General features: G+C 54.3%; 18 protein-coding genes and 1 other RNA gene. 12 read left to right on the top strand and 7 right to left on the bottom strand.

Going from position 1 to position 22,742, the window contains the following annotated elements:
- Window position 1: 1 nt before the first annotated feature.
- From scpB to argP, 4 genes are all read right to left on the bottom strand, one after another.
- On the bottom strand, window positions 2–787 hold the full coding sequence (gene scpB / locus GUC46_RS04070) for a methylmalonyl-CoA decarboxylase (RefSeq protein ID WP_003026994.1): 786 nt from the start codon (window positions 785–787) through the stop codon (window positions 2–4).
- Window positions 788–797: 10 nt separating this feature from the next.
- Window positions 798–1,793, bottom strand: coding sequence for a methylmalonyl Co-A mutase-associated GTPase MeaB (gene meaB / locus GUC46_RS04075; protein ID WP_160179789.1), 996 nt, complete (start codon window positions 1,791–1,793; stop codon window positions 798–800).
- Window positions 1,786–3,930, bottom strand: coding sequence for a methylmalonyl-CoA mutase (gene scpA, locus GUC46_RS04080; RefSeq protein WP_130715137.1), 2,145 nt, complete (start codon window positions 3,928–3,930; stop codon window positions 1,786–1,788). Before scpA ends, meaB begins: the two co-directional genes overlap by 8 nt.
- Before the next feature lie 232 nt (window positions 3,931–4,162).
- On the bottom strand, window positions 4,163–5,056 hold the full coding sequence (gene argP / locus GUC46_RS04085) for a DNA-binding transcriptional regulator ArgP (RefSeq protein ID WP_003026988.1): 894 nt from the start codon (window positions 5,054–5,056) through the stop codon (window positions 4,163–4,165).
- 170 nt (window positions 5,057–5,226) lie between these two features.
- Here argP and rpiA point away from each other — a divergent pair, with 170 nt between their 5' ends.
- Window positions 5,227–5,886 (top strand): ribose-5-phosphate isomerase RpiA, encoded by a 660-nt coding sequence (gene rpiA, locus GUC46_RS04090; RefSeq protein WP_003026986.1) that lies wholly within the window; start codon window positions 5,227–5,229, stop codon window positions 5,884–5,886.
- A 271-nt stretch (window positions 5,887–6,157) separates the two neighbouring features.
- Window positions 6,158–7,390 (top strand): phosphoglycerate dehydrogenase, encoded by a 1,233-nt coding sequence (gene serA, locus GUC46_RS04095; RefSeq protein ID WP_003026984.1) that lies wholly within the window; start codon window positions 6,158–6,160, stop codon window positions 7,388–7,390.
- Between the two features lie 379 nt (window positions 7,391–7,769).
- On the opposite strand, the gene GUC46_RS04100 is transcribed toward serA, so the two are convergent.
- The 3 genes from GUC46_RS04100 to zapA all read right to left on the bottom strand — a co-directional run bounded on the left by GUC46_RS04100 (window position 7,770) and on the right by zapA (window position 8,940).
- The gene (locus GUC46_RS04100; RefSeq protein WP_044700824.1) at window positions 7,770–8,366 is read right to left on the bottom strand and encodes a 5-formyltetrahydrofolate cyclo-ligase; all 597 of its coding nucleotides are present in this window, start codon (window positions 8,364–8,366) and stop codon (window positions 7,770–7,772) included.
- 19 nt (window positions 8,367–8,385) lie between these two features.
- Window positions 8,386–8,569: non-coding RNA, 6S RNA (gene ssrS, locus GUC46_RS04105), on the bottom strand.
- Window positions 8,570–8,610: 41 nt separating this feature from the next.
- Window positions 8,611–8,940, bottom strand: coding sequence for a cell division protein ZapA (gene zapA, locus GUC46_RS04110; RefSeq protein ID WP_003026980.1), 330 nt, complete (start codon window positions 8,938–8,940; stop codon window positions 8,611–8,613).
- Between the two features lie 167 nt (window positions 8,941–9,107).
- Between zapA and GUC46_RS04115 the strand changes: the two genes are divergently transcribed.
- The 10 genes from GUC46_RS04115 (at window position 9,108) to GUC46_RS04160 (ending at window position 22,710) form a co-directional block, all read left to right on the top strand.
- Window positions 9,108–9,686 carry a YecA family protein gene (locus GUC46_RS04115; RefSeq protein ID WP_160179791.1) on the top strand — a complete coding sequence of 193 codons (579 nt, stop codon included), beginning with the start codon at window positions 9,108–9,110 and terminating at the stop codon, window positions 9,684–9,686.
- 24 nt (window positions 9,687–9,710) lie between these two features.
- On the top strand, window positions 9,711–11,036 hold the full coding sequence (gene pepP / locus GUC46_RS04120; RefSeq protein ID WP_003846386.1) for a Xaa-Pro aminopeptidase: 1,326 nt from the start codon (window positions 9,711–9,713) through the stop codon (window positions 11,034–11,036).
- Window positions 11,033–12,211, top strand: a complete 1,179-nt coding sequence (ubiH, locus tag GUC46_RS04125) for a 2-octaprenyl-6-methoxyphenyl hydroxylase (protein ID WP_130715138.1) — start codon at window positions 11,033–11,035, stop codon at window positions 12,209–12,211. Before pepP ends, ubiH begins: the two co-directional genes overlap by 4 nt.
- A 139-nt stretch (window positions 12,212–12,350) precedes the next feature.
- A complete protein-coding gene (gene ubiI / locus GUC46_RS04130; protein WP_139935775.1) occupies window positions 12,351–13,553 on the top strand; it encodes an FAD-dependent 2-octaprenylphenol hydroxylase in 1,203 nt (400 codons plus the stop codon).
- A gap of 452 nt (window positions 13,554–14,005) precedes the next feature.
- On the top strand, window positions 14,006–15,100 hold the full coding sequence (gcvT, locus tag GUC46_RS04135) for a glycine cleavage system aminomethyltransferase GcvT (protein ID WP_003026967.1): 1,095 nt from the start codon (window positions 14,006–14,008) through the stop codon (window positions 15,098–15,100).
- A gap of 25 nt (window positions 15,101–15,125) precedes the next feature.
- The gene (gcvH, locus tag GUC46_RS04140) at window positions 15,126–15,515 is read left to right on the top strand and encodes a glycine cleavage system protein GcvH (protein WP_003838257.1); all 390 of its coding nucleotides are present in this window, start codon (window positions 15,126–15,128) and stop codon (window positions 15,513–15,515) included.
- 131 nt (window positions 15,516–15,646) lie between these two features.
- Window positions 15,647–18,520, top strand: a complete 2,874-nt coding sequence (gene gcvP / locus GUC46_RS04145) for an aminomethyl-transferring glycine dehydrogenase (protein ID WP_044713822.1) — start codon at window positions 15,647–15,649, stop codon at window positions 18,518–18,520.
- A 61-nt stretch (window positions 18,521–18,581) separates the two neighbouring features.
- Window positions 18,582–19,325, top strand: a complete 744-nt coding sequence (locus tag GUC46_RS04150) for an SDR family oxidoreductase (RefSeq protein ID WP_032937431.1) — start codon at window positions 18,582–18,584, stop codon at window positions 19,323–19,325.
- Window positions 19,326–19,472: 147 nt separating this feature from the next.
- On the top strand, window positions 19,473–21,722 hold the full coding sequence (locus GUC46_RS04155; RefSeq protein WP_160179794.1) for a type VI secretion system Vgr family protein: 2,250 nt from the start codon (window positions 19,473–19,475) through the stop codon (window positions 21,720–21,722).
- Window positions 21,723–21,894: 172 nt separating this feature from the next.
- Entirely contained in the window at window positions 21,895–22,710 is an 816-nt protein-coding gene (locus GUC46_RS04160; protein ID WP_160179796.1) for a DUF4123 domain-containing protein, read from the top strand.
- Window positions 22,711–22,742: the final 32 nt, after the last annotated feature.

A 22,742-nucleotide genomic window follows, 5' to 3' on the forward strand; every position in this document is an offset into this window, starting at 1 on the left:
ATTAATGGCCGACAAAATTAGGTTTGCGTTTTTCCATAAACGCGTTCATCCCTTCCTGATAATCCTCGCTGTCGTACACCGCGCGGCGCATGCCCTGAATGCGCTCGAACTCATCGGAATTCATGGTGTGCGCTTCACCCAGCACGCGCAGCTCTTCTTTAATGACGGCGATCGCCAGTGGTGCTTTCTCCGAGATGTGGTGCGCCATTTGCAGAGTAAAATCCTCCAATTCGTCTACAGGAACCACATGGTTGAGGATCCCGACGGCCATCGCACGCTGAGCGGTAATCGGCGAAGCGGTAAAAATCAGCTCTTTCACGATGTGAAAACCGGCGTCGCGAGTCAGGTTGTGGATGCCGACCAGGTTATACGGCACGCCGAGGTTGACCGGGGTCATCGAGAAGGTGGATGTTTCAGCGGCGATGATCAGATCGGAACTCATGATCATCTCAAATGCGCCGCCCCAGACGCTGCCTTCAACCATAGAGATCACCGGTTTTGGATATTTTTGGATCATGCGGGTTATCTGACGCAGCGGATCGTCATAGGAGAGCGGATCGCGACGTCCGGTCGGGAGTTCATGAATATCATGCCCGGCGGAGAAAACTTTGGCTCCACTCGGAGCGCGCAGAATGATGCAGCGAATGTCCGCACGATTGAGATCGCTCAGCGCCTGCATCAGATCGTCAATAAACACTTTACTCAGGGCATTGAGCTTGCGGGCGTAATTGAACTCAATAACCGCGACTTTCTGGATGATGACCACGTTGACGTATTGATAAGACATAATGTTCTCTTTATTGAAAGTAATGATGCTGGATAAATTCGCTGATGTGCCGCAGACCGGTGCGCGGCGACAGATCATTGTTTTTGACAGCCTGTAGCGTCTGCTGGAAATAGCGGTCGAAATCAGTCCGCGCAAACAGCAGATGTAGGGCTTCTTCTTCAGCCTGCTGGTGTAACCAGTCCACCGCCTGCTGCTGGCGAACTTTTTCCAGTCGACCGCTGGCGGTAAGGCACGTTTTAAAGTCGGTTATCGCCTGCCAAACCTCCTCAATACCGCGTTTTTCCAGGGCGCTACAGGTCAGAACCAGCGGCTGCCACTCGTCATATTTGCGGCGCAGAATATGCAGGGCGGATTCGTACATATGACGGGCGATGGCCACGCTGGCATGGTTCTCACTGTCGTCCTTGTTGATGACGACCAGATCCGCCATTTCCATCAGACCTTTCTTGATGCCTTGCAAATCGTCGCCACCGCCAGCGATTTGCAGGGAGATAAAGCAATCCACCATGCCTGCGACTTCGGTTTCTGACTGCCCAACCCCGACGGTTTCTACAATCACCACGTCAAAGCCAGCCGCCTCGCACAACAGCATTAATTCGCGGGCGCGCTGGCTGGCTCCGCCTAAATGACCGCTGGAAGGGACCGGGCGAATAAACGCAGATTCGGCGCGAGACAGCTCCGTCATGCGGGTTTTATCGCCAAGAATGCTGCCGCCGCTGACCGGGCTGCTGGGATCGACGGCGATCACAGCCACCCGTAATCCGTGACGGATTAACAGCATGCCGAATGCTTCCAGAAAGGTGCTTTTGCCCGCGCCCGGCGTACCGGTTATCCCCAAACGCAGGGCGTTACCGGTGAACGGCATAATTGCGTCCAGCAACTGCGTACTCAGCGGCTGGTGGCGCGGGTGGCTGCTTTCGACCAGCGTCATCGCCTGGGCGAGCGTAGCCCGCTCGCAAAGCCGCAAGCGGCGGACGGTATCCTCAAGCGTGGCGGCGTTAATCATGATGCTGACTGATACGGGTTAACACATCGCGGACGCTGGCGAGCATTGGCGTGCCGGGGCCATAAATGGCAGCCACACCATGCTCGTGCAGGAAGGCGTAATCCTGTGGCGGAATAACGCCTCCTGCTACCACGCAGATATCTTCACGCCCCCATTTTTTGAGCGCGGTAACCAGTTCCGGGATCAGCGTTTTATGACCTGCCGCCAGTGACGATGCGCCTATTACATGCACATCGTTTTCTACCGCCAGACGGGCAATTTCCTCCGGAGTGGAGAACATCGGACTGAGGTCAACATCGAAGCCGAGATCGGAGTAGGCGCTGGCGATCACTTTCGCGCCGCGATCGTGACCATCCTGGCCCATCTTGGCGATCAGGATCCTCGGTCGGCGACCATTTTCCGCGAGGAACTGTTCGGTTTGCGCAACGATGGCGTCGAACTCATCGGCGTATTTGTCGGACTGGTGATAGCTTTGCGCAATCACGCCGGTGACGCACTGGCTGGGAACCAGATAGCGGTCAAAAGCGGTTTCCAGCGCGTCGGAGATCTCACCTAGCGTGGCGCGAACGCGGGCGGCGTTAACGGCGGCGGCCAGCAGATTTTCATTATGCTGCGCGGCGTGGGTCAGCGCCGCGAGCGCGGCATTGACGGCATCTGTGTCACGAGTTGCGCGGATATGCTGCAACGAGGCAATTTGCTCGTTTCGCACCTTCACGTTGTCGATTTCCAGTACCGACGTTTCGTCTTCTTTATCCAGCTTGTATTTGTTCACGCCGACGATAACGCGTTTACCCTGGTCGATCAGCGACTGCTCGCGCGCGGAAGCTTCTTCGATCATCCGTTTAGGGAGCCCGGCTTCGATCGCTTTCGCCATGCCGCCTGCCTCATCAATTTGTTTGATGATCGTGCGCGCCTGCTTCACGATTTGATCGGTGAGTGACTCGACGTAATACGATCCGGCCAGCGGATCGACGGTGCGGCAGATCTCTGACTCTTCCTGAATGATGATCTGTGTATTACGCGCGATGCGGGCGGAGAAATCGGTGGGTAGCCCGAGCGCCTCATCAAAGGCGTTGGTATGCAGAGACTGGGTGCCGCCAAGCGTAGCGCCGAGCGCTTCAATGGTCGTGCGGATCACGTTGTTGTAAGGATCCTGCTCGGTCAGACTCCAGCCGGAGGTCTGGCAGTGGGTACGCAGAGCGAGAGATTTCGGGTTGTTTGCGCCAAAACCGCTGACTGCTTCACTCCACAAATAGCGAGCCGCGCGCAGCATGGCGACGTTCATAAACAGATCCATGCCGATGCCGAAGAAGAATGACAGGCGCGGCGCGAAGTCATCAATTTTCAGCCCGGCAGACAGCGCGGCTTTGATGTACTCAATGCCGTCAGCCAGCGTAAACGCCACCTGCTGGACGCAGTTCGCCCCAGCTTCCCCCATGTGATAACCGCTGATACTGATGGTGTTATAGCGCGGCATATTGGCGGAACACCAGGCGATGATGTCGGCGATGATGCGCATTGAAGGTTTTGGCGGGTAAATGTAGGTGTTGCGGCACAGGTACTCTTTCAGAATATCGTTCTGAATGGTCCCGGTGAGTTGCTCCGGCGTTACGCCTTGTTCTTCTGCAGCGACGATATAAAACGCCAGTACCGGCAGCACCGCGCCGTTCATGGTCATTGATACCGACATCTTATCCAGCGGAATCTGGTCGAACAGCACCTTCATATCTTCGACAGTATCGATCGCCACGCCCGCTTTGCCGACGTCGCCTGCCACGCGCGGGTTGTCAGAGTCATAGCCGCGATGGGTGGCAAGGTCAAAGGCGACGGAAAGTCCTTTTTGCCCGGCGGCGAGGTTACGGCGGTAAAAGGCGTTGGACTCTTTGGCGGTAGAGAAACCAGCGTACTGGCGAATGGTCCACGGCTGCGCGGTATACATGGTGGCGCGCGGGCCACGCACGTAAGGCGGTAGGCCGGGAAGAGTGCCCGTGACTTCCAGATTATCGAGGTCCGCTTCAGTGTACAGCGGCTTGATGGCAATTCCTTCCGCCGTCTGTCTTTCCAGCGATTCGACGGTTTTTTCCCGTCGACTGAGTTCTTTATTAGCGAGTGTTTGCCACTCCTGCACGTTTGCCATTTTTTGCTCCGTATTACGCAATAAGTTGAATCTTTGCGGATACGGTGAGCTTTTTCATTTGGCTTGTCGCCAGCAAAAAATAGCCAACAGGGCGTCGTTTTTTGCCGCATGGCGTGTTTGATTTTGTGATTTATTTCAAAGACGTGGCGGGAATAGCATGAATAGAGGGTAAAGGCTTGTCGGCCGGATAAGGCGTTACGCCGCCATCCGGCACTCTGGAGCAATAAACGGTTTAATCCTGACGCAACACCTTGTGCCCGTATTCCAGCAGCGCGTCGGTAACGTTGCGCATCATGCGGCTTTCCGGTGCAAAACGGTGCCAGTACAGCATCCGACGCTGGAACAGACCTGGCGTTAAATCGATCAGCTCGCCGCTTTCCAGCTCTTTCTCAATCTGTAAGTGCGGGATCATGCAGCAGGTGGTGCCCTGACGCGCCAACTGGACGAAGGCTTCAGAAGAGTTAACGATGTGGCACGGCACGCTTCCCGGCGGCAGGTCGAAGTTTTGTTGCAGGAACGCCTGATGCATATCATCAAGATGGTCAAACGCTACCGCCGGGGCTTTCAGCAGGGCGGAGCGGGTGACGCCGTTAGGGAAATAACGCTCGGCGAAAGGTTTGGAGCCAACGAACAGGTAGTCCAGCGCGCCAAGTTTATCCACCAGACAGCTTGGCAGCGCCTGATGTTGGATACTCACCGCACCGACCACTTCACCACGACGCAGACGTTCCTGGGTGCGCGTTTCATCCTCAACCTGCAGGTTCAGCCGAATCGGTGAATTGGCCAGTACCGGGGCTAACGCCGGAAGCAACCAGGTCGCCAGACTGTCGGCGTTCACTGCCAGTGAGAGCAGCAGCGGCGTCGATCCGGTTTGTTCATCACCCAGCCACTCGTCTTCCAGCAGTTCAACCTGACGCAAAAGTGCCAGTAGTTTCTGCCCCTGTTCGGTTGGGCGTGGTGGTACGGTACGCACCAGCAGCGGTTGTCCGAACATATTCTCAAGCTGTTTTATGCGCTGTGAAACCGCGGATTGCGTGATGCACAGCTTTTGCGCCGCGCGCTCAAATCCTCGTTCACGAATAACCGCATCCAGTGCTTGTAGTGTTCTGTAGTCCGGACGTTTCATTGCTTTGACGCACTCCTGAAAATTTTGCTTGTTCTGCACTATGACACAAATTTAGGTTGGGTAAAGACGAAATCCGCCGCTTGCGAGCGGGTGTGGGGACATTTTTCTGCACAATGTTCTATAATGCGCGTGAATTTTCCCACCATATTCACACCACAGGCGAAACGATCATGACGCAGGATGAACTGAAAAAAGCAGTAGGATGGGCGGCACTTCAGTATGTACAGCCCGGTACCATTGTGGGCGTAGGTACAGGTTCAACAGCCGCACACTTTATTGATGCGCTGGGCACAATGAAAGGTCAGATTGAAGGTGCGGTATCCAGTTCGGACGCTTCAACCGAAAAACTCAAAAGCCTTGGCATCCACGTGTTCGATCTTAACGAAGTTGATAGTCTCGGCGTATACGTTGATGGCGCGGATGAAATCAACGGCCATATGCAGATGATCAAGGGCGGCGGTGCAGCGTTGACCCGTGAAAAAATCATTGCTTCCGTGGCGAAGAAATTTATCTGCATCGCGGATGCGTCCAAAGAAGTCGACATTCTCGGCAACTTCCCGCTGCCGGTTGAAGTCATCCCAATGGCGCGCAGCGCTGTGGCTCGCCAGTTGGTGAAGCTGGGCGGTCGTCCTGAATACCGTCAGGGCGTAGTGACGGACAACGGCAACGTGATCCTTGATGTACACGGTCTGGAGATCCTTGACGCCGTGGCCATGGAAAACGCCATCAATGCGATTCCGGGCGTGGTAACCGTCGGTCTGTTTGCCAACCGTGGTGCGGATGTCGCGCTGATCGGTACCCCAGACGGCGTGAAAACTATCGTAAAATGATCTGATGGGAGTGTCTTCTCCCGTTAAAAAAATTTTGGCAGGGCAAATTTGGTGACTTGTGTCACGTTTATAATATTGTCCTGCCGATCTCTCCAAAGAAAAAGTTATCGCCAGTATTTTCCTCTGACATTTCTCTCTGAATGACATTTCTTCAGCACGGCGACGCAAACGTTCATATTGCCGCAATATTATTTTTTGATATGTTGAAGAGGCGGATGAAAATCCCACACACAACACATCAGTTTGAACAAAAAAAGACAGGGTCGGGGAAATGGCAAAGGTATCACTGGAGAAAGATAAGATTAAATTTCTGCTGGTAGAAGGCGTGCATCAAAAAGCACTCGAAAGCCTTCGTGCAGCAGGTTATACCAACATCGAGTTTCACAAAGGCGCTCTGGACACTGAACAACTGAAAGAGTCCATCCGTGATGCCCACTTCATTGGCCTGCGATCCCGTACCCATCTGACTGAAGATGTGATTGACGCCGCAGAGAAACTGGTCGCGATTGGCTGCTTCTGTATCGGCACCAACCAGGTTGATCTGACCGCTGCGGCAAAGCGCGGGATCCCCGTGTTTAACGCGCCATTCTCTAACACGCGTTCCGTTGCGGAACTGGTGATTGGCGAACTGCTTCTCCTGCTACGCGGTGTACCCGAAGCGAACGCCAAAGCACACCGCGGCGTGTGGAACAAACTGGCTACCGGCTCCTTTGAAGCGCGTGGCAAAAAACTGGGGATCATCGGCTACGGCCACATTGGTACTCAGCTAGGCATTCTGGCGGAATCGCTGGGGATGCATGTCTATTTCTATGATATAGAAAATAAACTCCCACTCGGCAACGCCACGCAGGTGCAGCATCTTTCCGACCTGCTCAATATGAGCGACGTGGTCAGTTTGCACGTACCGGAAAATGCCTCCACCAAAAATCTGATGGGCGCGCGTGAGATTGCGTTGATGAAACCAGGCGCGCTGCTGATTAACGCCGCACGTGGTACGGTTGTTGATATTCCTGCGCTGTGCGACGCGTTAGCGACCAAGCACCTGGCAGGGGCGGCAATCGACGTATTCCCAACCGAGCCGGCAACCAACAGCGATCCTTTCACTTCGCCGCTGTGTGATTTCGACAACGTGATCCTGACGCCGCACATTGGTGGTTCAACGCTGGAAGCGCAGGAAAACATCGGTCTGGAAGTGGCTGGGAAACTGACCAAGTATTCCGATAACGGCTCTACGCTGTCTGCAGTTAACTTCCCGGAAGTTTCGCTGCCGCTACACGGCGGTCGTCGTCTGATGCACATTCACGAAAACCGTCCGGGCGTACTGACCGCGCTGAACCAGATTTTTGCCGAGCAGGGCGTCAACATTGCCGCACAGTATCTGCAGACTTCCGCACAGGTAGGTTACGTGGTTATTGATATTGAAGCGGATGAAGATGTGGCAGAGAAAGCGTTGCTGGCGATGAAAGCCCTCCCGGGTACTATTCGTGCTCGTCTGCTGTACTGATTTCCTCTACATGGGCAGGCGGTTGACCTGCCCATCTTTCCTCTGATTTTCCTGCCTTACTATCTCTTTGTGTAACGCATGCATTCCGTTTTCGACCCTTGCCGCAATTGGTAATTAAAGGCTGCGCTCTGCGTTGTACATCAATAAAAGGGATTTACGATAGGGGCTCAGCATCGTGCTGAAACGGGAAAGCCCCTACCGAAGCAGGGGCTTTAAAAAGGAAAGGGACGATGATGAGATACGTCATCATGCTGCTGATCCTGTTAATCATCGCTTCGCCAGCATATTAACAGAGAGTACGCAGGAGGGAGGCTCGCCTCCCTCACCCTTCGCCGAGAAAGTTAGTTTAAAAAAACGGCGCTGTCAATCGACAAAAAAGCTACCATTCCCATACTTTTGATGGCGTCACCACCGCAGGTAGCGGGATATCCCATTCTTCAACAGGCAGCTTTTCTACTCGCTGACAATCGTGCGCGTAGCCTACGGGCTGGATCTTATGCTGCTGCCAGTTTTGTAGCGTGCGGTCATAAAATCCGCCGCCCATGCCCAGGCGTTGTCCATATTCATCAAACGCCACTAACGGCGTAATCAGTACATCCAGCTGTGACAGCGGTAATACGTCACGTACATCAAGTCGTGGTTCCTGGATCTTTAAGCGATTGGTTACCAGGTCGCTATGCGGATGATAGTGCAGGAACAGCAAATTACCGGTGCTGAAGGGATGAAGAACCGGAAGATAAACGCGCTTGCCCGCTCGCCACAGCTGATCTATTAGCGGCTGGGTATCGAGTTCGCCATCGAACGAGAGGAATACTGCCACCGTATGAGCGAGTACAACAGGGGGAAAGCTGAGCATTCGGGTCGCGGCTTGCTGACCGTATTGTCGTTGCTGTTCGGAGGTAAGCGCACGACGACGCTGCCGAATCAGTTGACGAATTTCTTGCCGGGATAAAGGGAGTTCAGAAAGTAATGTCATGGCTGTTGCCAGGTAGAAGGGAATCTCCGAGATGCCGCCGCAGGCTGTAACCCTTGAACCCTTGGTTCAAGGTGAATGTGTCGTCACAGTTTTAAGGCTTCTCGGACGGGCCGAGCATGCTCACCAACCGTGGAGCGCCACATTCTTGTGGTATGAAATATCGGCTCAGGGGACTGGCCCGCTTGCAAACATCTCAGAGAAATTTTGTCTTCACGGTCACTCTACCACAGTAAACCGAAAAGTGTTATTCAAAGTTTTGGCCCGTTTTTTCGGTTATGCGACCCTGATCAAGCAACGCCTGTTCGATGGTCTGTTGTAGCATCCGAATACGTTGTTCCATGCTCGCCGCGTACTCACGCGTCTTCGCTTTTTCCTGAGTTAATTCATAGCTGATGTTCAACGCGGCGATGAAAACCAACTGCTCAGTATTTGTGACTCTAGTGCGAACTTTTAGATCTTGCAATCGCTGATTGAGATCGTCCGCAGCCTGATTCAACGCATCCCTTTGTTCAGGCGGGCAATTCACTCGCAGTGAACGGCCAAATATTTGGATATCGACGGGTTGTGCAGACATGCCACCTTCCTGCTGATTGACTGCGCTGCCTTCGTCTCCAGACCGTGGGTCCGCGAAGGGGCGACACTATAGCTACCCTGGTATCAAGATACAAGCCCTTTTCTGGTCCACCAGGGTCCAAAGTGGTAGCATACCATGAATATTCCTCCCTTTGATGACGAATGCTTATGTCTATACAGAACGAAATGCCTGGTTACAACGAAGTTAGCCAGTTTTTGAACCAACAAGGGGCTGGATTAACCCCGGCCGAAATGCACGGCTTGATAAGCGGAATTATTTGCGGTGGAAACAACGACAGCTCATGGCAGCCGCTGTTGCACGACCTGACGAACGAAGGTCTGGCCTTTGGTCACGAGCTGGCTCAGGCGCTGCTGAAAATGCACTCTGCCACCAGCGATGCCCTCGAAGACGACGGCTTCCTTTTTCAGCTTTATCTGCCTGAAGGGGATGACGTCAGCGTGTTCGATCGCGCCGATGCGCTGGCGGGATGGGTAAACCACTTTTTGCTGGGCCTTGGCGTCACGCAGCCGAAGCTCGACAAAGTAACCGGCGAAACTGGGGAAGCGATTGACGACCTGCGCAATATCGCGCAGTTAGGGTATGACGAAGACGAAGATCAGGAAGAGCTGGAAATGTCGCTCGAAGAGATCATCGAATACGTGCGCGTAGCCGCTTTGCTGTGTCATGACACGTTTACGCGTCAGCAGCCGACTGCGCCGGAAGTTCGTAAACCGACTCTGCACTAAGAACGAAACGCAAAGGAGAGTGTGATGAGCGAGATATCTCAGCAAGAATTCCAGCGTCGTCGCCAGGCTTTACTGGCACAAATGCAGCCCGGCAGCGCCGCGCTGATTTTTGCCGCGCCTGAAGCGACGCGCAGCGCGGACAGTGAATACCCGTACCGCCAAAGCAGTGATTTCTGGTACTTCACCGGTTTTAACGAACCTGAAGCCGTGCTGGTGCTGATTAAAAGCGATGACACTCATAACCATAGCGTTTTGTTCAATCGGGTTCGCGATCTGACGGCGGAGATCTGGTTTGGTCGCCGTCTGGGCCAGGATGCTGCCCCGGCAAAACTTGGCGTTGACAGGGCGCTGGCCTTCAGTGAAATCAACCAACAGCTGCACCTGTTGCTCAATGGCCTGGACGCGGTGTACCACGCGCAGGGCGAATATGCCTGGGCCGACGAGATTGTGTGCACGGCACTGGATAAACTGCGTAAAGGCTCCAGACAAAATCTGCACGCACCTGCCGCGATTATCGACTGGCGTCCAATGGTGCATGAGATGCGCCTGTTCAAATCACCGGAAGAGATTGCGGTCATGCGTCGTGCCGGAGAAATCACGGCGCTGGCGCATACCCGTGCGATGGAAAAATGCCGTCCGGGAATGTTTGAATACCAGTTAGAAGGGGAGATTCACCACGAATTTACCCGCCATGGTGCGCGTTATCCGTCCTATAACACGATTGTCGGCAGCGGTGAAAATGGCTGTATCCTGCATTACACCGAAAATGAAAGTGAAATGCGCGATGGCGATTTGGTGCTGATCGACGCTGGCTGTGAATACAAAGGCTATGCGGGCGACATTACGCGTACCTTTCCGGTAAATGGCAAATTTACCCCAGCACAGCGTGAAATCTACGATATCGTGCTGGAATCCTTAGAAACCAGCCTGCGTCTGTATCGTCCCGGAACGTCCATTCAGGAAGTCACTGGTGAAGTGGTGCGCATCATGATTACGGGTCTGGTGAAACTCGGTATTTTGCACGGTGATGTCGATCAGTTGATTACCGAAAATGCACATCGCCCATTCTTTATGCATGGTCTAAGCCACTGGCTTGGGCTGGATGTGCACGACGTCGGCGTTTATGGTCAGGACCGCTCACGTATTCTTGAGCCGGGAATGGTGCTCACCGTCGAGCCGGGACTGTATATCGCGCCAGACGCCGATGTACCGCCGGCTTATCGTGGTATCGGCATTCGTATTGAGGATGACATCCTCATCACCGAGGACGGCAATGAAAACCTGACCGCCAGCGTAGTGAAGAAAGCGGATGACATTGAAGCCTTAATGGCTGCGGCGCGACTGCAATGAGCGTGATTATCGTTGGTGGTGGTATGGTTGGCGCGACGCTGGCGTTGGCCATTTCTCAGCTCAGCCATGGGACTCTGCCGGTTCATCTGATAGAAGCGAGCGAACCTGAAACTGACCGCCATCCCGGGTTTGATGCCAGGGCGATCGCTCTGGCGGCAGGAACCTGCCAACAACTGGCGCGAATTGGCGTATGGCAGGCGATTGCCGATTGCGCAACGGCCATTAAAACGGTTCACGTCAGCGATCGCGGTCATGCCGGATTTGTGACGCTGGATGCGCAGGAATACCGTATTCCGGCTCTGGGCCAGGTGGTAGAACTGCACGACGTCGGGCTGCGTCTGTTTGCGCTGCTGCGCAAAGCACCGGGCGTCACATTGCACTGCCCCGATCGCGTAGCCAGCGTGTCGCGCACGCAGGAGCGCGTAGAAGTTACGCTGGAAAATGGCGAAATGATTGATGGTCGCCTGCTGGTGGCCGCCGACGGTACGCGCTCCGCACTGGCTACCGCCTGCGGTGTTGACTGGCTGCAACAGCCTTATGAGCAACTGGCGGTAATTGCCAACGTCACGACCTCTGTACCGCACGACGGGCGAGCGTTTGAACGCTTCACGCAATATGGTCCGCTGGCAATGCTTCCGATGTCTGACGGTCGCTGCTCGTTGGTGTGGTGCCATCCGCTGGAGCAGCGTGATGAGATTATGGCTTGGTCTGACGAACAGTTTTGCTGTGAACTACAAACCGCTTTTGGCTGGCGACTGGGACGTATTACCCAGGCCGGTAAACGCAGCGCCTATCCGCTTTCGTTAACTACAGCGCTGAAGGCGATTACCCATCGTACCGTGCTGGTAGGGAACGCCGCCCAGACGCTGCATCCCATTGCCGGGCAAGGTTTCAACCTGGGTCTGCGTGACGTAATGAGCCTGGCTGAGACGTTGACGCAGGCGGAAAACGGCGCGGAAGATGTGGGTGATTATGCGGTGCTGGCACGCTATCAGCAGCGCCGCGAAAGCGATCGTAATACGACGATTGGTGTGACCAATAATTTAGTGTATTTGTTTGCCAATCACTGGGCCCCGCTGGTTGTTGGGCGTAATGCCGGGCTGATGGCGATGGAATTATTCACCCCTGCGCGCGATGCGCTGGCGGAGCGGACCCTGGGCTGGGTTGCGCGCTAAATATAACCTGTAGGCCGAATTAAAGAAGTAGGCCTGATAAGCGCAGCGCCATCAGGCAATGTCGCGGAATTGATGCCGGATGGCGGCTTTGCCTTATCCGGCCTACGGTTTTTGATTGTCCTATTTTCAGGAGCAAACAGTGCAAAGTGTTGATGTAGCAATTGTTGGTGGCGGCATGGTAGGACTGGCGGTTGCCTGCGGCTTACAGGGCAGCGGGTTGCGCGTTGCTGTATTAGAACAACATGTTCCGCAGCCGTTGGCGGCGGATGCACCTCCTCAGCTTCGTGTTTCGGCCATTAATGCCGCCAGCGAAAAACTGCTTACCCGTCTTGGCGTCTGGTCCGACATTGTTGCCCGTCGCGCTTGCTGCTACCACGGCATGGAAGTCTGGGACAAAGACAGCTTTGGACGTATTGCGTTTGATGACCAGAGCATGGGCTACAGCCATTTGGGGCACATTGTCGAAAACTCAGAGATTCATTATGCGCTGTGGCAAAAGGCGCAGCGTTCAGCGGATATTACGCTGATGGCACCTGCTGAATTACAGCAGGTGGCCTGGGGTGAGAACGAAGCATTTCTGACCCTGAAAGATGGCGCAATGCTGACGGCCCGCCTGGTCGTCGGTGCTGATGGTGCTAACTCCTGGCTGCGCAACAAAGCGGATATTCCGCTCACCTTCTGGGATTATCGTCATCATGCGCTGGTGGCGACTATCCGTACGCAGGAAGCGCACGGTGCGGTTGCGCGTCAGGCGTTTCACGGCGAGGGGATCCTGGCATTCCTGCCGCTCAGCGATCCACACCTGTGTTCTATCGTCTGGTCGCTCTCGCCGCAGGAAGCAGAATGTATGCAGCAGGCAAGCATTGACGAGTTTAATCAGGCGCTGAATATCGCTTTTGATAATCGTCTGGGGCTGTGCAGCCTTGAAAGCGAACGTCAGGCGTTTCCGCTGACGGGACGTTATGCCCGTCAGTTCGCCGCCCATCGTCTGGTGCTGGTGGGGGATGCGGCGCATACCATCCACCCGCTGGCGGGTCAGGGGGTTAACCTTGGCTTTATGGATGCGGCGGAGCTGATCGATGAACTTAAGCGGCTACAGCGTCAGGGTAAAGATATTGGTCAGTATCTTTATTTACGCCGCTACGAACGCAGCCGTAAGCACAGCGCAGCGCTGATGCTGGCAGGGATGCAGGGTTTCCGTGAACTGTTTGCAGGCGAGAATCCGGCGAAAAAACTGCTACGCGATATTGGGCTGAAACTGGCCGATACCCTCCCGGGCGTAAAACCACAACTCATCCGTCAGGCGATGGGACTGAACGATCTTCCCGAGTGGTTACGTTAGTGTCCGTAAGGACAATCTTAAGAGTTTGAGACCCGTCACACTTTCCTCTCCCGGCCTGCGCGCCGGGGTGCTTCTCTCATTTGAAATAATCTAATTCCACGCCTTTTTTCGCATTAGTTTTTTTAATATCACGTTTTTTTCATAACGCCATTTTTGACATTTTTTCCACATTTAATGTGGATTGGTGCTGTAAGTTTGCGCTTATCTTTGTTTGTTATTCTGGTTTGTTACTACATACGTGGAGTTTTATTCTGTTGGCGATCAGGCTGTTTTTCGCCATAAGCTAATGTGATGGTTAATTTTGACTTATGGTTTAGCGTCTGTTTCGGTGGTAAGTTCAGGACAAAGAGAACGTTTGCGTCGTAGCCCCTGGAGCGGCTGCGGTGCTGGGTTTCGTGGCGAAAATTTCACCGCGAAAGAGTTGGTAGCCCCGCTTATTCAACGAGGAAAAGATGGCTCAACAGACTCCTTTGTACGAACAACACACGCTATGTGGCGCGCGCATGGTCGATTTCCATGGCTGGATGATGCCACTGCATTACGGTTCTCAGCTCGATGAACACCATGCTGTTCGCACCGATGCCGGAATGTTTGATGTGTCGCATATGACCATCGTCGACCTGCGCGGTAGCCGCACCCGGGAGTTCTTGCGTTATCTGCTGGCAAACGACGTCGCAAAGCTAACGAAGACGGGTAAAGCCCTCTACTCCGGTATGCTTAACGCTTCGGGCGGCGTGATAGATGACCTGATTGTCTACTACTTCACTGAAGACTTCTTCCGCCTCGTTGTAAACTCCGCCACCCGCGAAAAAGACCTCTCCTGGATTACCCAACACGCTGAACCTTACGCCATCGACATCACCGTTCGTGACGACCTGTCGCTGATTGCGGTACAGGGTCCAAACGCACAGGAAAAAGCAGCTACGTTGTTTACTGACGAGCAGCGTCAGGCGGTAGCAGGCATGAAGCCGTTCTTCGGCGTTCAGGCGGGCGACTTGTTTATCGCAACCACCGGTTATACCGGCGAAGCAGGCTATGAAATTGCCATGCCGAATGAAAAAGCGGCAGATTTCTGGCGTGCGCTGGTACAGGCTGGTGTCAAACCCTGCGGTCTCGGCGCACGTGACACGCTGCGTCTGGAAGCCGGTATGAACCTGTACGGTCAGGAGATGGACGAAGGCATTTCTCCGCTGGCGGCCAACATGGGCTGGACCATCGCATGGGAACCGGCTGACCGCGACTTTATCGGTCGTGAAGCGTTGGAAATGCAGCGTGAAAAAGGCCACGAACAACTGGTCGGGCTGGTGATGACCGAGAAAGGCGTGCTGCGTAATGAACTGCCGGTGCGCTTCACCGATGCTTCCGGCAACCAGCAGGAAGGCATTATCACCAGCGGGACATTCTCCCCAACTCTTGGTTACAGCATCGCGTTGGCGCGAGTCCCTGCGGGTATCGGCGAAACTGCGATCGTGCAGATCCGTAACCGCGAAATGCCGGTAAAAGTGACTAAACCTGTTTTTGTGCGTAACGGCAAAGCCGTCGCGTAATTCATCCTTTTTTGGAGATTGATTGATGAGCAACGTACCTGCAGAACTGAAATACAGCAAAGAACACGAATGGCTGCGCAAAGAAGCTGACGGCTCTTACACCGTTGGTATCACCGAACACGCTCAGGAGCTGTTAGGTGACATGGTTTTCGTTGACCTGCCAGAAGTTGGCGCAACCGTCAGCGCGGGCGATGATTGTGCCGTTGCGGAGTCCGTAAAAGCGGCATCCGATATCTATGCGCCAGTAGGTGGTGAGATTGTGGCGGTTAACGACGCGCTTAGCGACTCCCCGGAACTGGTCAACAGCGAGCCATATGCGGGCGGCTGGATTTTCAAAATCAAAGCCAGCGATGAAAGCGAAATTGAATCGCTGCTGGATGCGGCCGCATATGAAGCATTGTTAGAAGACGAGTAAATACGCTTTTGCCGGATGGCGCTGCGCTTATCCGGCCTACAAAGCATGCGTAGACCCGGTAAGCGCTAGCGCAGCCGGGCTCGTAGACAGAGACAATCACGATTCACTGCACGTTTCAGGAACCATCGCCCATGACACAGACGTTAAGCCAGCTTGAAAACAGCGGCGCTTTCATTGAACGCCACATCGGACCGGACGCCGCGCAGCAGCAAGAGATGCTGAATGCGGTTGGCGCCGAGTCGTTAAACGCGCTGATCGGCCAGATTGTGCCGAAAGACATTCAGCTCGCAACCCCGCCGCAGGTGGGCGAGGCGGCGACCGAATACGCTGCGCTGGCTGAATTAAAAGCCATCGCTGGGCGTAACAAGCGCTTCACGTCCTACATTGGCATGGGCTACACCGCCGTGCAGTTGCCACCGGTTATCCTGCGCAACATGCTGGAAAACCCGGGCTGGTACACTGCGTATACGCCGTATCAGCCAGAAGTTTCTCAGGGGCGCCTGGAAGCGCTGCTCAACTTCCAGCAGGTGACGCTGGATCTGACCGGTCTGGACATGGCCTCCGCCTCTCTGCTGGATGAAGCCACCGCGGCGGCTGAAGCGATGGCGATGGCAAAACGCGTCAGTAAACTGAAAAACGCCAACCGTTTCTTTGTGGCCGCTGATGTTCATCCGCAAACGCTGGATGTTGTGCGTACTCGTGCACAAACCTTTGGTTTTGATGTCATTGTTGATGACGCGGCGAAAGCACTGGATCACCAGGATGTGTTTGGCGTGCTGTTGCAGCAGGTTGGCACCACCGGTGAAGTGCATGACTACAGCAAACTGATTACCGAGCTGAAATCCCGTAAAGTTGTGGTCAGTGTCGCTGCCGACTTTATGGCGCTGGTACTGCTGACTGCTCCGGGCAAACAGGGCGCGGATATCGTTTTCGGTTCTGCACAACGCTTCGGCGTACCGATGGGTTACGGTGGCCCACACGCGGCATTCTTCGCCGCGAAAGACGAATTCAAACGCTCCATGCCAGGCCGTATTATCGGCGTCTCCAAAGATGCGGCGGGCAATACAGCACTGCGCATGGCGATGCAGACTCGTGAGCAGCATATCCGCCGCGAGAAAGCGAACTCCAACATTTGTACCTCGCAGGTCCTGCTGGCCAACATCGCCAGCCTGTATGCCGTTTATCATGGTCCGGTTGGCCTGAAACGCATTGCTAATCGCATCCACCGTCTGACTGATATCCTGGCAGCCGGTCTGCAACAGAAAGGATTGAAGCTGCGTCATGCGCATTACTTCGACACCCTGTGCGTTGAAGTAGCCGATAAGGCCGCAGTGCTGGCACGTGCCGAAGCGGCAGAAATCAACCTGCGTAGCGATATCCATAACGCGGTAGGTATTACGCTCGATGAAACCACCACCCGTGAAAACGTGGTGCAGTTGTTCAATGTACTGCTGGGCGACAGTCACGCTCTGAACATCGATACGCTGGATAAAGACGTGGCGCTCGACAGCCGTTCTATTCAGGAAAGCATGCTGCGTGACGATGCGATCCTCAGCCATCCGGTGTTCAATCGCTATCACAGCGAAACCGAGATGATGCGCTACATGCACTCACTGGAGCGTAAAGATCTGGCGCTGAATCAGGCAATGATCCCGCTGGGTTCCTGCACCATGAAGCTCAACGCCGCTGCCGAGATGATCCCTATCACCTGGCCTGAATTCGCTGAGCTGCATCCGTTCTGCCCGCCAGAGCAGGCTGAAGGTTATCACCAGATGATCGGCCAGCTTTCCGAGTGGCTGGTAAAACTGACCGGTTATGATGCCGTCTGCATGCAGCCGAACTCCGGCGCGCAGGGCGAGTATGCGGGTCTGCTGGCGATTCGTCATTATCACGAAAGCCGTAACGAAGGTCATCGCGATATCTGCTTGATCCCGGCTTCTGCCCACGGTACCAACCCGGCGTCTGCACAGATGGCGGGTATGCAGGTAGTGGTTGTCGCCTGTGATAAGAACGGCAACATCGACCTGGACGATCTGCGAGCAAAAGCAGAACAACATGCCGACAACCTTTCTTGCATTATGGTGACCTACCCATCCACCCACGGCGTTTATGAAGAAACGATCCGTGAAGTGTGCGACGTTGTGCACCAGTTCGGCGGCCAGGTTTACCTTGATGGCGCGAACATGAACGCTCAGGTTGGGATCACCACGCCGGGCTTTATTGGCGCAGATGTCTCGCACCTCAACCTGCATAAAACATTCTGCATTCCGCACGGCGGCGGCGGCCCAGGTATGGGACCGATCGGCGTGAAATCACATCTGGCGCCGTTTGTACCGGGCCACAGCGTAGTGCAGATTGAAGGGATGCTGACCCGTCAGGGCGCAGTTTCTGCGGCGCCGTTCGGTAGCGCATCCATTCTGCCAATCAGCTGGATGTACATCCGTATGATGGGCGCAGAAGGTCTGAAGCAGGCAAGCCAGGTGGCGATTCTTAACGCTAACTACATTGCCAGCCGTCTGAAAGATGCTTATCCGGTACTGTATACCGGTCGCGATGGTCGCGTGGCGCATGAATGTATTCTCGATATTCGCCCACTGAAAGAAGAGACCGGCATCAGCGAACTGGATATTGCCAAGCGCCTAATCGATTACGGTTTCCATGCGCCGACTATGTCATTCCCGGTCGCGGGTACCCTGATGGTTGAACCGACTGAATCTGAAAGCAAAGTGGAACTGGATCGCTTTATCAATGCGATGCTGGCAATCCGCGCTGAGATCGATCGCGTGAAAGCCGGTGAATGGTCACTGGAAGATAACCCGCTGGTTAACTCACCGCACACGCAAAACGAGCTGGTCGCGGAGTGGAATCACGGTTATAGCCGCGAAATCGCCGTCTTCCCGGCGGGTGTGGCGAACAAATACTGGCCAACCGTGAAACGCCTTGATGACGTTTACGGTGACCGTAACCTGTTCTGCTCCTGTGTACCGATGAGCGAATATCAGTAATCTGCTGATTCAACTATCTTTTAAAGGCGCTTCGGCGCCTTTATTTTTTGGGAGAAACGTTATGGCTATAGCATTGGTGACGGGCGGCAGTCGTGGCATTGGTCGAGCAACCGCGCTGCAACTGGCGCAAGAGGGTTACACGGTCGCCGTGAATTTTCATCACAATATTCGTGCGGCAACCGAGGTGGTGAACAACATCGTCGCTGCAGGCGGAAAAGCATTTGCTTTGCGTGCGGATATCAGTGATGAAAGCCAGGTGGTGGCAATGTTTGAGTCTATTGACCGTGAAGGCGAGCAACTGACTGCCCTGGTGAATAATGCAGGGATCTTGTTTGAGCAAAGCACGGTCGAAAACTTAACCGCCGAACGAATTAATCGCGTACTGGCAACCAACGTTACCGGCTATTTTCTGTGCTGTCGGGAAGCGGTAAAGCGCATGTCGTTCAAGCACGGCGGTCAGGGTGGATCGATTGTAAATGTCTCTTCGGCGGCATCGCGGCTTGGTGCGCCATTCGAATATGTTGATTACGCGGCCTCGAAAGGCGCTGTGGACACGCTCACCACCGGCCTGGCGCTGGAGGTTGCGGCGCAAGGGATCCGCGTAAACTGCGTGCGACCAGGTCTTATCTACACTGAAATGCACGCATCAGGCGGCGAGCCGGGAAGAGTCGATCGCGTGAAATCACTGTTGCCTATGCAGCGTGGCGGGCAGCCGGAAGAAGTCGCGCAGGCAATTACCTGGCTGTTGAGCGAGAAGGCATCTTACGTAACGGGCAGTTTTCTGGAACTGGCGGGCGGGAAGTAATGTGCCGCTTCTGAAATAGAGGGAACTCTACGATTCCGCGCTACCTAAACGTTTTCTGAATCTCGTCCAAACAACCTTTCGGTTCTACCTGTGCTGACTTTACTGGCGTATGGTGACTTTCGGATGATATATCATGGAGATAAACTCATGTCACAGCAGGGACTGCGCTTTACGCTCGACGTGGATGGGTTACTGGCGATGAGCACCGCCGTCGTCAGCTTCACCCTCTGCCAGAATCTCTCCACCCCCTTTACACTCAGTGTCGATATCGCCAGCGACCTGCCTGACCTCACCGCCACAGATTTTCTCGAGAAAAACGCCACCCTCACTGTCTGGCAGGGGGCTGTTGCACTGCGTTATCTTCACGGCATCATCACCGGCGTGGAGCTCAGGGAGAACAACGACTGGCAGATGAATTACCAGCTGACGATTTCGCCCCCGCTCTGGCGGGCAGGGCTGCGCCAGAACTTCCGCATCTTTCAGCAGCAGGATATCCAGGCCATTGCCACCACCCTGCTTACTGAAAACGGCATTACTGACTGGGTGCCTTCCTTTTATGAGTCCCATCCCGCCCGCGAATTCTGCGTGCAGTACGGCGAAACTGACCTCACCTTTCTGACGCGCCTGTGGGCCGAAGAGGGTATTTTCTTCTTTGACTGGTTCCACCCGACCGGTCCCGACCAGAAACTGGTGCTCTGCGATGACATCGCCGGGGTCTCCACACTCGGCGACATGCCCTTTAACCCGAACGCCCGGGAAGTCACAACGGAATGCATCAGTGCGTTCCGCTACCGGGCGCAGATTCGCCCTTCCTCAGTGGAAAACCAGGATTACACCTTCAAAACCCCCGGATGGCCCGGTTACTTCAGCCACCACGCCAAAAACCTCAACGGCCAGCGCACACAGTATGAAATCTTTGATTATCCGGGACGCTTCAAAGACGTACAGCATGGTCAGGACTTTGCCCGCTACCAGGCGGAGGGCCACCGGCAGGATGCTGAAACGGCAGCCTGCGTGAGCAACTCCCCGAAACTGTGGCCCGGCAAACGTTTTACCCTGGCCGGTCACCCGTCAGAAACGCTGAACCGCGAATGGCAGGTCACCGGCTCTGTACTGGAGGGAAGGCAGCCACAGGCGCAGCACGGCAGCTCCGGCGAAGGCACCACACTCAGTAACCACCTGGACGTCATCCCGGCTGACCGGACATGGCGTGCCTCCCCGCGGCCCAAACCCGCCGTGGACGGCCCGCAGAGCGCCATTGTCACCGGGCCGGCAGGCGAGGAAATTTTCTGCGACGAGCATGGCCGGGTGCGGGTGCGTTTTCACTGGGACCGCTACTGCCCGGGAAACGAAGACAGCTCCTGCTGGGTGCGGGTGTCGCAGGCGTGGGCCGGTACCGGATTCGGCAACCTCGCCATTCCGCGTGTGGGTCAGGAAGTGATAGTGGACTTCCTCAACGGCGACCCGGACCAGCCCATTATTATGGGCCGCACCTACCACCAGGATAACCGCTCGCCGGGCAGCCTGCCGGGCACGAAAACGCAGATGACCATCCGCTCGAAGACCTACAAAGGTGGCGGATTTAACGAACTGAAATTCGATGATGCGACGGGCAATGAGCAGGTCTATATCCATGCGCAGAAGAACATGGATACGGAGGTGCTGAACAACCGAACCACTGATGTGAAGGTGGACCATACGGAGACCATCGGCAATAACCAGAGCATCACTGTGGGACTCGGGCAGACCATCACGGTGGGTAAAGAAAACGCATCCGGACACGACCGGACAGTCACGGTCGCGCATGACCAGCGCAACACGACGGGGAATGACCGTCAGGTGGCGGTGGGTCATGATGACACGGTGACGGTAAAGAACGACCGGAAGACAGAAGTGATGCACGACCGGCGTGAGCAGGTGGGGAATGACGAGACGCTGGTTGTGGGCAATGACCGGAAGATGTCGGTGAAGGGAAAACAGGAGCAGACCACCACCGGCGACCATATCAGCCTGGTGAAAGGGATGAAGAGCCTGGAGGTGAAGGGAGACCTGGCGCAGAAGATAAGCGGCGCGCTGGGAATAAAGGTTCAGAGCGATATTGTGCTGGAAAGCAGCAGCCGGATAAGCCTGAAGGTGGGCGGTTCGTTTGTGGTCATCCACCCGGGTGGCGTGGATATTGTGGGACTGAAAATCAATCTCAACAGCGGCGGGAGTCCGGGTAAACCGGTTCAGACACTGCAACCAGTTGTCCTGACAGCCTTAACGGATGATGGGACTGGTGGTGGTGGTGACGATTCTAATGGGAAGGATGGACAAAATAATTCGGTGGGGAATATCTGTATTGAGTGTTTACTTAACGCCATAAAAGCGGACGATGCAATAGTGCAGGGAACATGAACACTTTGAAGTAGCCTTTAGAAGATATACCTGTAATTGTCGAGGTGACTATACCCCCTGCTTTTCCGAAAAAACCGTTGAGCTATTCACCACGATTATATTTCCAGATAAAACGACAGAGCTGACCTGCTTGAATATCGGCTATGTAATGAATATTGAGAGGGAAATAATAATGTCGTCAGAATGCCAATTAAAGCAACACTGGCAGAAGCAGAATATAACACACAATGCCTTTATCCTGTTTGAAGGGGGAGCACTTAGTCACGAAATTCGTCATTTAATGTTAACGAATTATAAAGATCGGTGTACACCCCTGTATCAGATACCGGAACTAAAGAAAATAATAACCTACGGCCCCTGGCTGGCGCATATTAAAGAAGAGAATGAATTGAATAGTATGTTATCGGAGAAAATACCCGTTGCAGGCATTATTTTTTCTGCGTTATCACTGACTCATCTGGCTTCCCGACTTGCCATCGGATGCATAGCGAAAACACCGGGCGACCGCAAAGTTCTGCTACGTTTTTATACGCCACATGTACTGAAACACCTGGCTGCGCGACCTGATATGGAGTGGCATCCGGTATTGTTCTCTCAAACCGAATCATGGTGGGTACAGGAAAATTCACAATGGCACCAGTTAAATATACCGGCTTCTGTGACCAACAACCCAGCTCCGGACAACCTTAATCTTGATAATTCATTATGGCAGAAAGTTAAGGGGCGGGATGATGTTTCTGCACTAGTAAGAGAATGGAGTATGATGAAAATAGGTAATCAATTTCCTCCATGTGCACGGCGGAATATGGTGGAGAAAGCACTCGATAAAGCACGACAAATTGGCTTGATAAAGCCGCTGGATCAGAAAATTTATGCACTGAGTTACCTGAATGGTGAGAAAGAATATCTTGAGTCAGCAGAATTTCAGGCTGTACTTGAAAAGGTTAAAAAAAATGAAATATCACTTTCTGACATCCGCGAAGATTGATAATCGTTGTCGGAATATTTTTCAGTGAAAAG

The sequence above is a fragment of the Citrobacter sp. LUTT5 genome (genome assembly GCF_009905315.1).
Lineage (GTDB): Bacteria > Pseudomonadota > Gammaproteobacteria > Enterobacterales > Enterobacteriaceae > Citrobacter > Citrobacter freundii.

Excerpts from the sequence above, each read along its gene's own strand:
- scpB (WP_003026994.1), bottom strand. The coding sequence starts at position 787 with ATGTCTTATCAATACGTCAACGTGGTCATCATCCAGAAAGTCGCGGTT.
- argP (WP_003026988.1), bottom strand. The coding sequence starts at position 5,056 with ATGAAACGTCCGGACTACAGAACACTACAAGCACTGGATGCGGTTATT.
- rpiA (WP_003026986.1), top strand. The coding sequence starts at position 5,227 with ATGACGCAGGATGAACTGAAAAAAGCAGTAGGATGGGCGGCACTTCAG.
- GUC46_RS04155 (WP_160179794.1), top strand. The coding sequence starts at position 19,473 with ATGTCACAGCAGGGACTGCGCTTTACGCTCGACGTGGATGGGTTACTG.
- gcvP (WP_044713822.1), top strand. The coding sequence starts at position 15,647 with ATGACACAGACGTTAAGCCAGCTTGAAAACAGCGGCGCTTTCATTGAA.
- GUC46_RS04150 (WP_032937431.1), top strand. The coding sequence starts at position 18,582 with ATGGCTATAGCATTGGTGACGGGCGGCAGTCGTGGCATTGGTCGAGCA.
- serA (WP_003026984.1), top strand. The coding sequence starts at position 6,158 with ATGGCAAAGGTATCACTGGAGAAAGATAAGATTAAATTTCTGCTGGTA.
- gcvH (WP_003838257.1), top strand. The coding sequence starts at position 15,126 with ATGAGCAACGTACCTGCAGAACTGAAATACAGCAAAGAACACGAATGG.
- zapA (WP_003026980.1), bottom strand. The coding sequence starts at position 8,940 with ATGTCTGCACAACCCGTCGATATCCAAATATTTGGCCGTTCACTGCGA.
- pepP (WP_003846386.1), top strand. The coding sequence starts at position 9,711 with ATGAGCGAGATATCTCAGCAAGAATTCCAGCGTCGTCGCCAGGCTTTA.
- GUC46_RS04100 (WP_044700824.1), bottom strand. The coding sequence starts at position 8,366 with ATGACATTACTTTCTGAACTCCCTTTATCCCGGCAAGAAATTCGTCAA.
- scpA (WP_130715137.1), bottom strand. The coding sequence starts at position 3,930 with ATGGCAAACGTGCAGGAGTGGCAAACACTCGCTAATAAAGAACTCAGT.
- meaB (WP_160179789.1), bottom strand. The coding sequence starts at position 1,793 with ATGATTAACGCCGCCACGCTTGAGGATACCGTCCGCCGCTTGCGGCTT.
- ubiH (WP_130715138.1), top strand. The coding sequence starts at position 11,033 with ATGAGCGTGATTATCGTTGGTGGTGGTATGGTTGGCGCGACGCTGGCG.
- GUC46_RS04115 (WP_160179791.1), top strand. The coding sequence starts at position 9,108 with ATGTCTATACAGAACGAAATGCCTGGTTACAACGAAGTTAGCCAGTTT.
- GUC46_RS04160 (WP_160179796.1), top strand. The coding sequence starts at position 21,895 with ATGTCGTCAGAATGCCAATTAAAGCAACACTGGCAGAAGCAGAATATA.
- gcvT (WP_003026967.1), top strand. The coding sequence starts at position 14,006 with ATGGCTCAACAGACTCCTTTGTACGAACAACACACGCTATGTGGCGCG.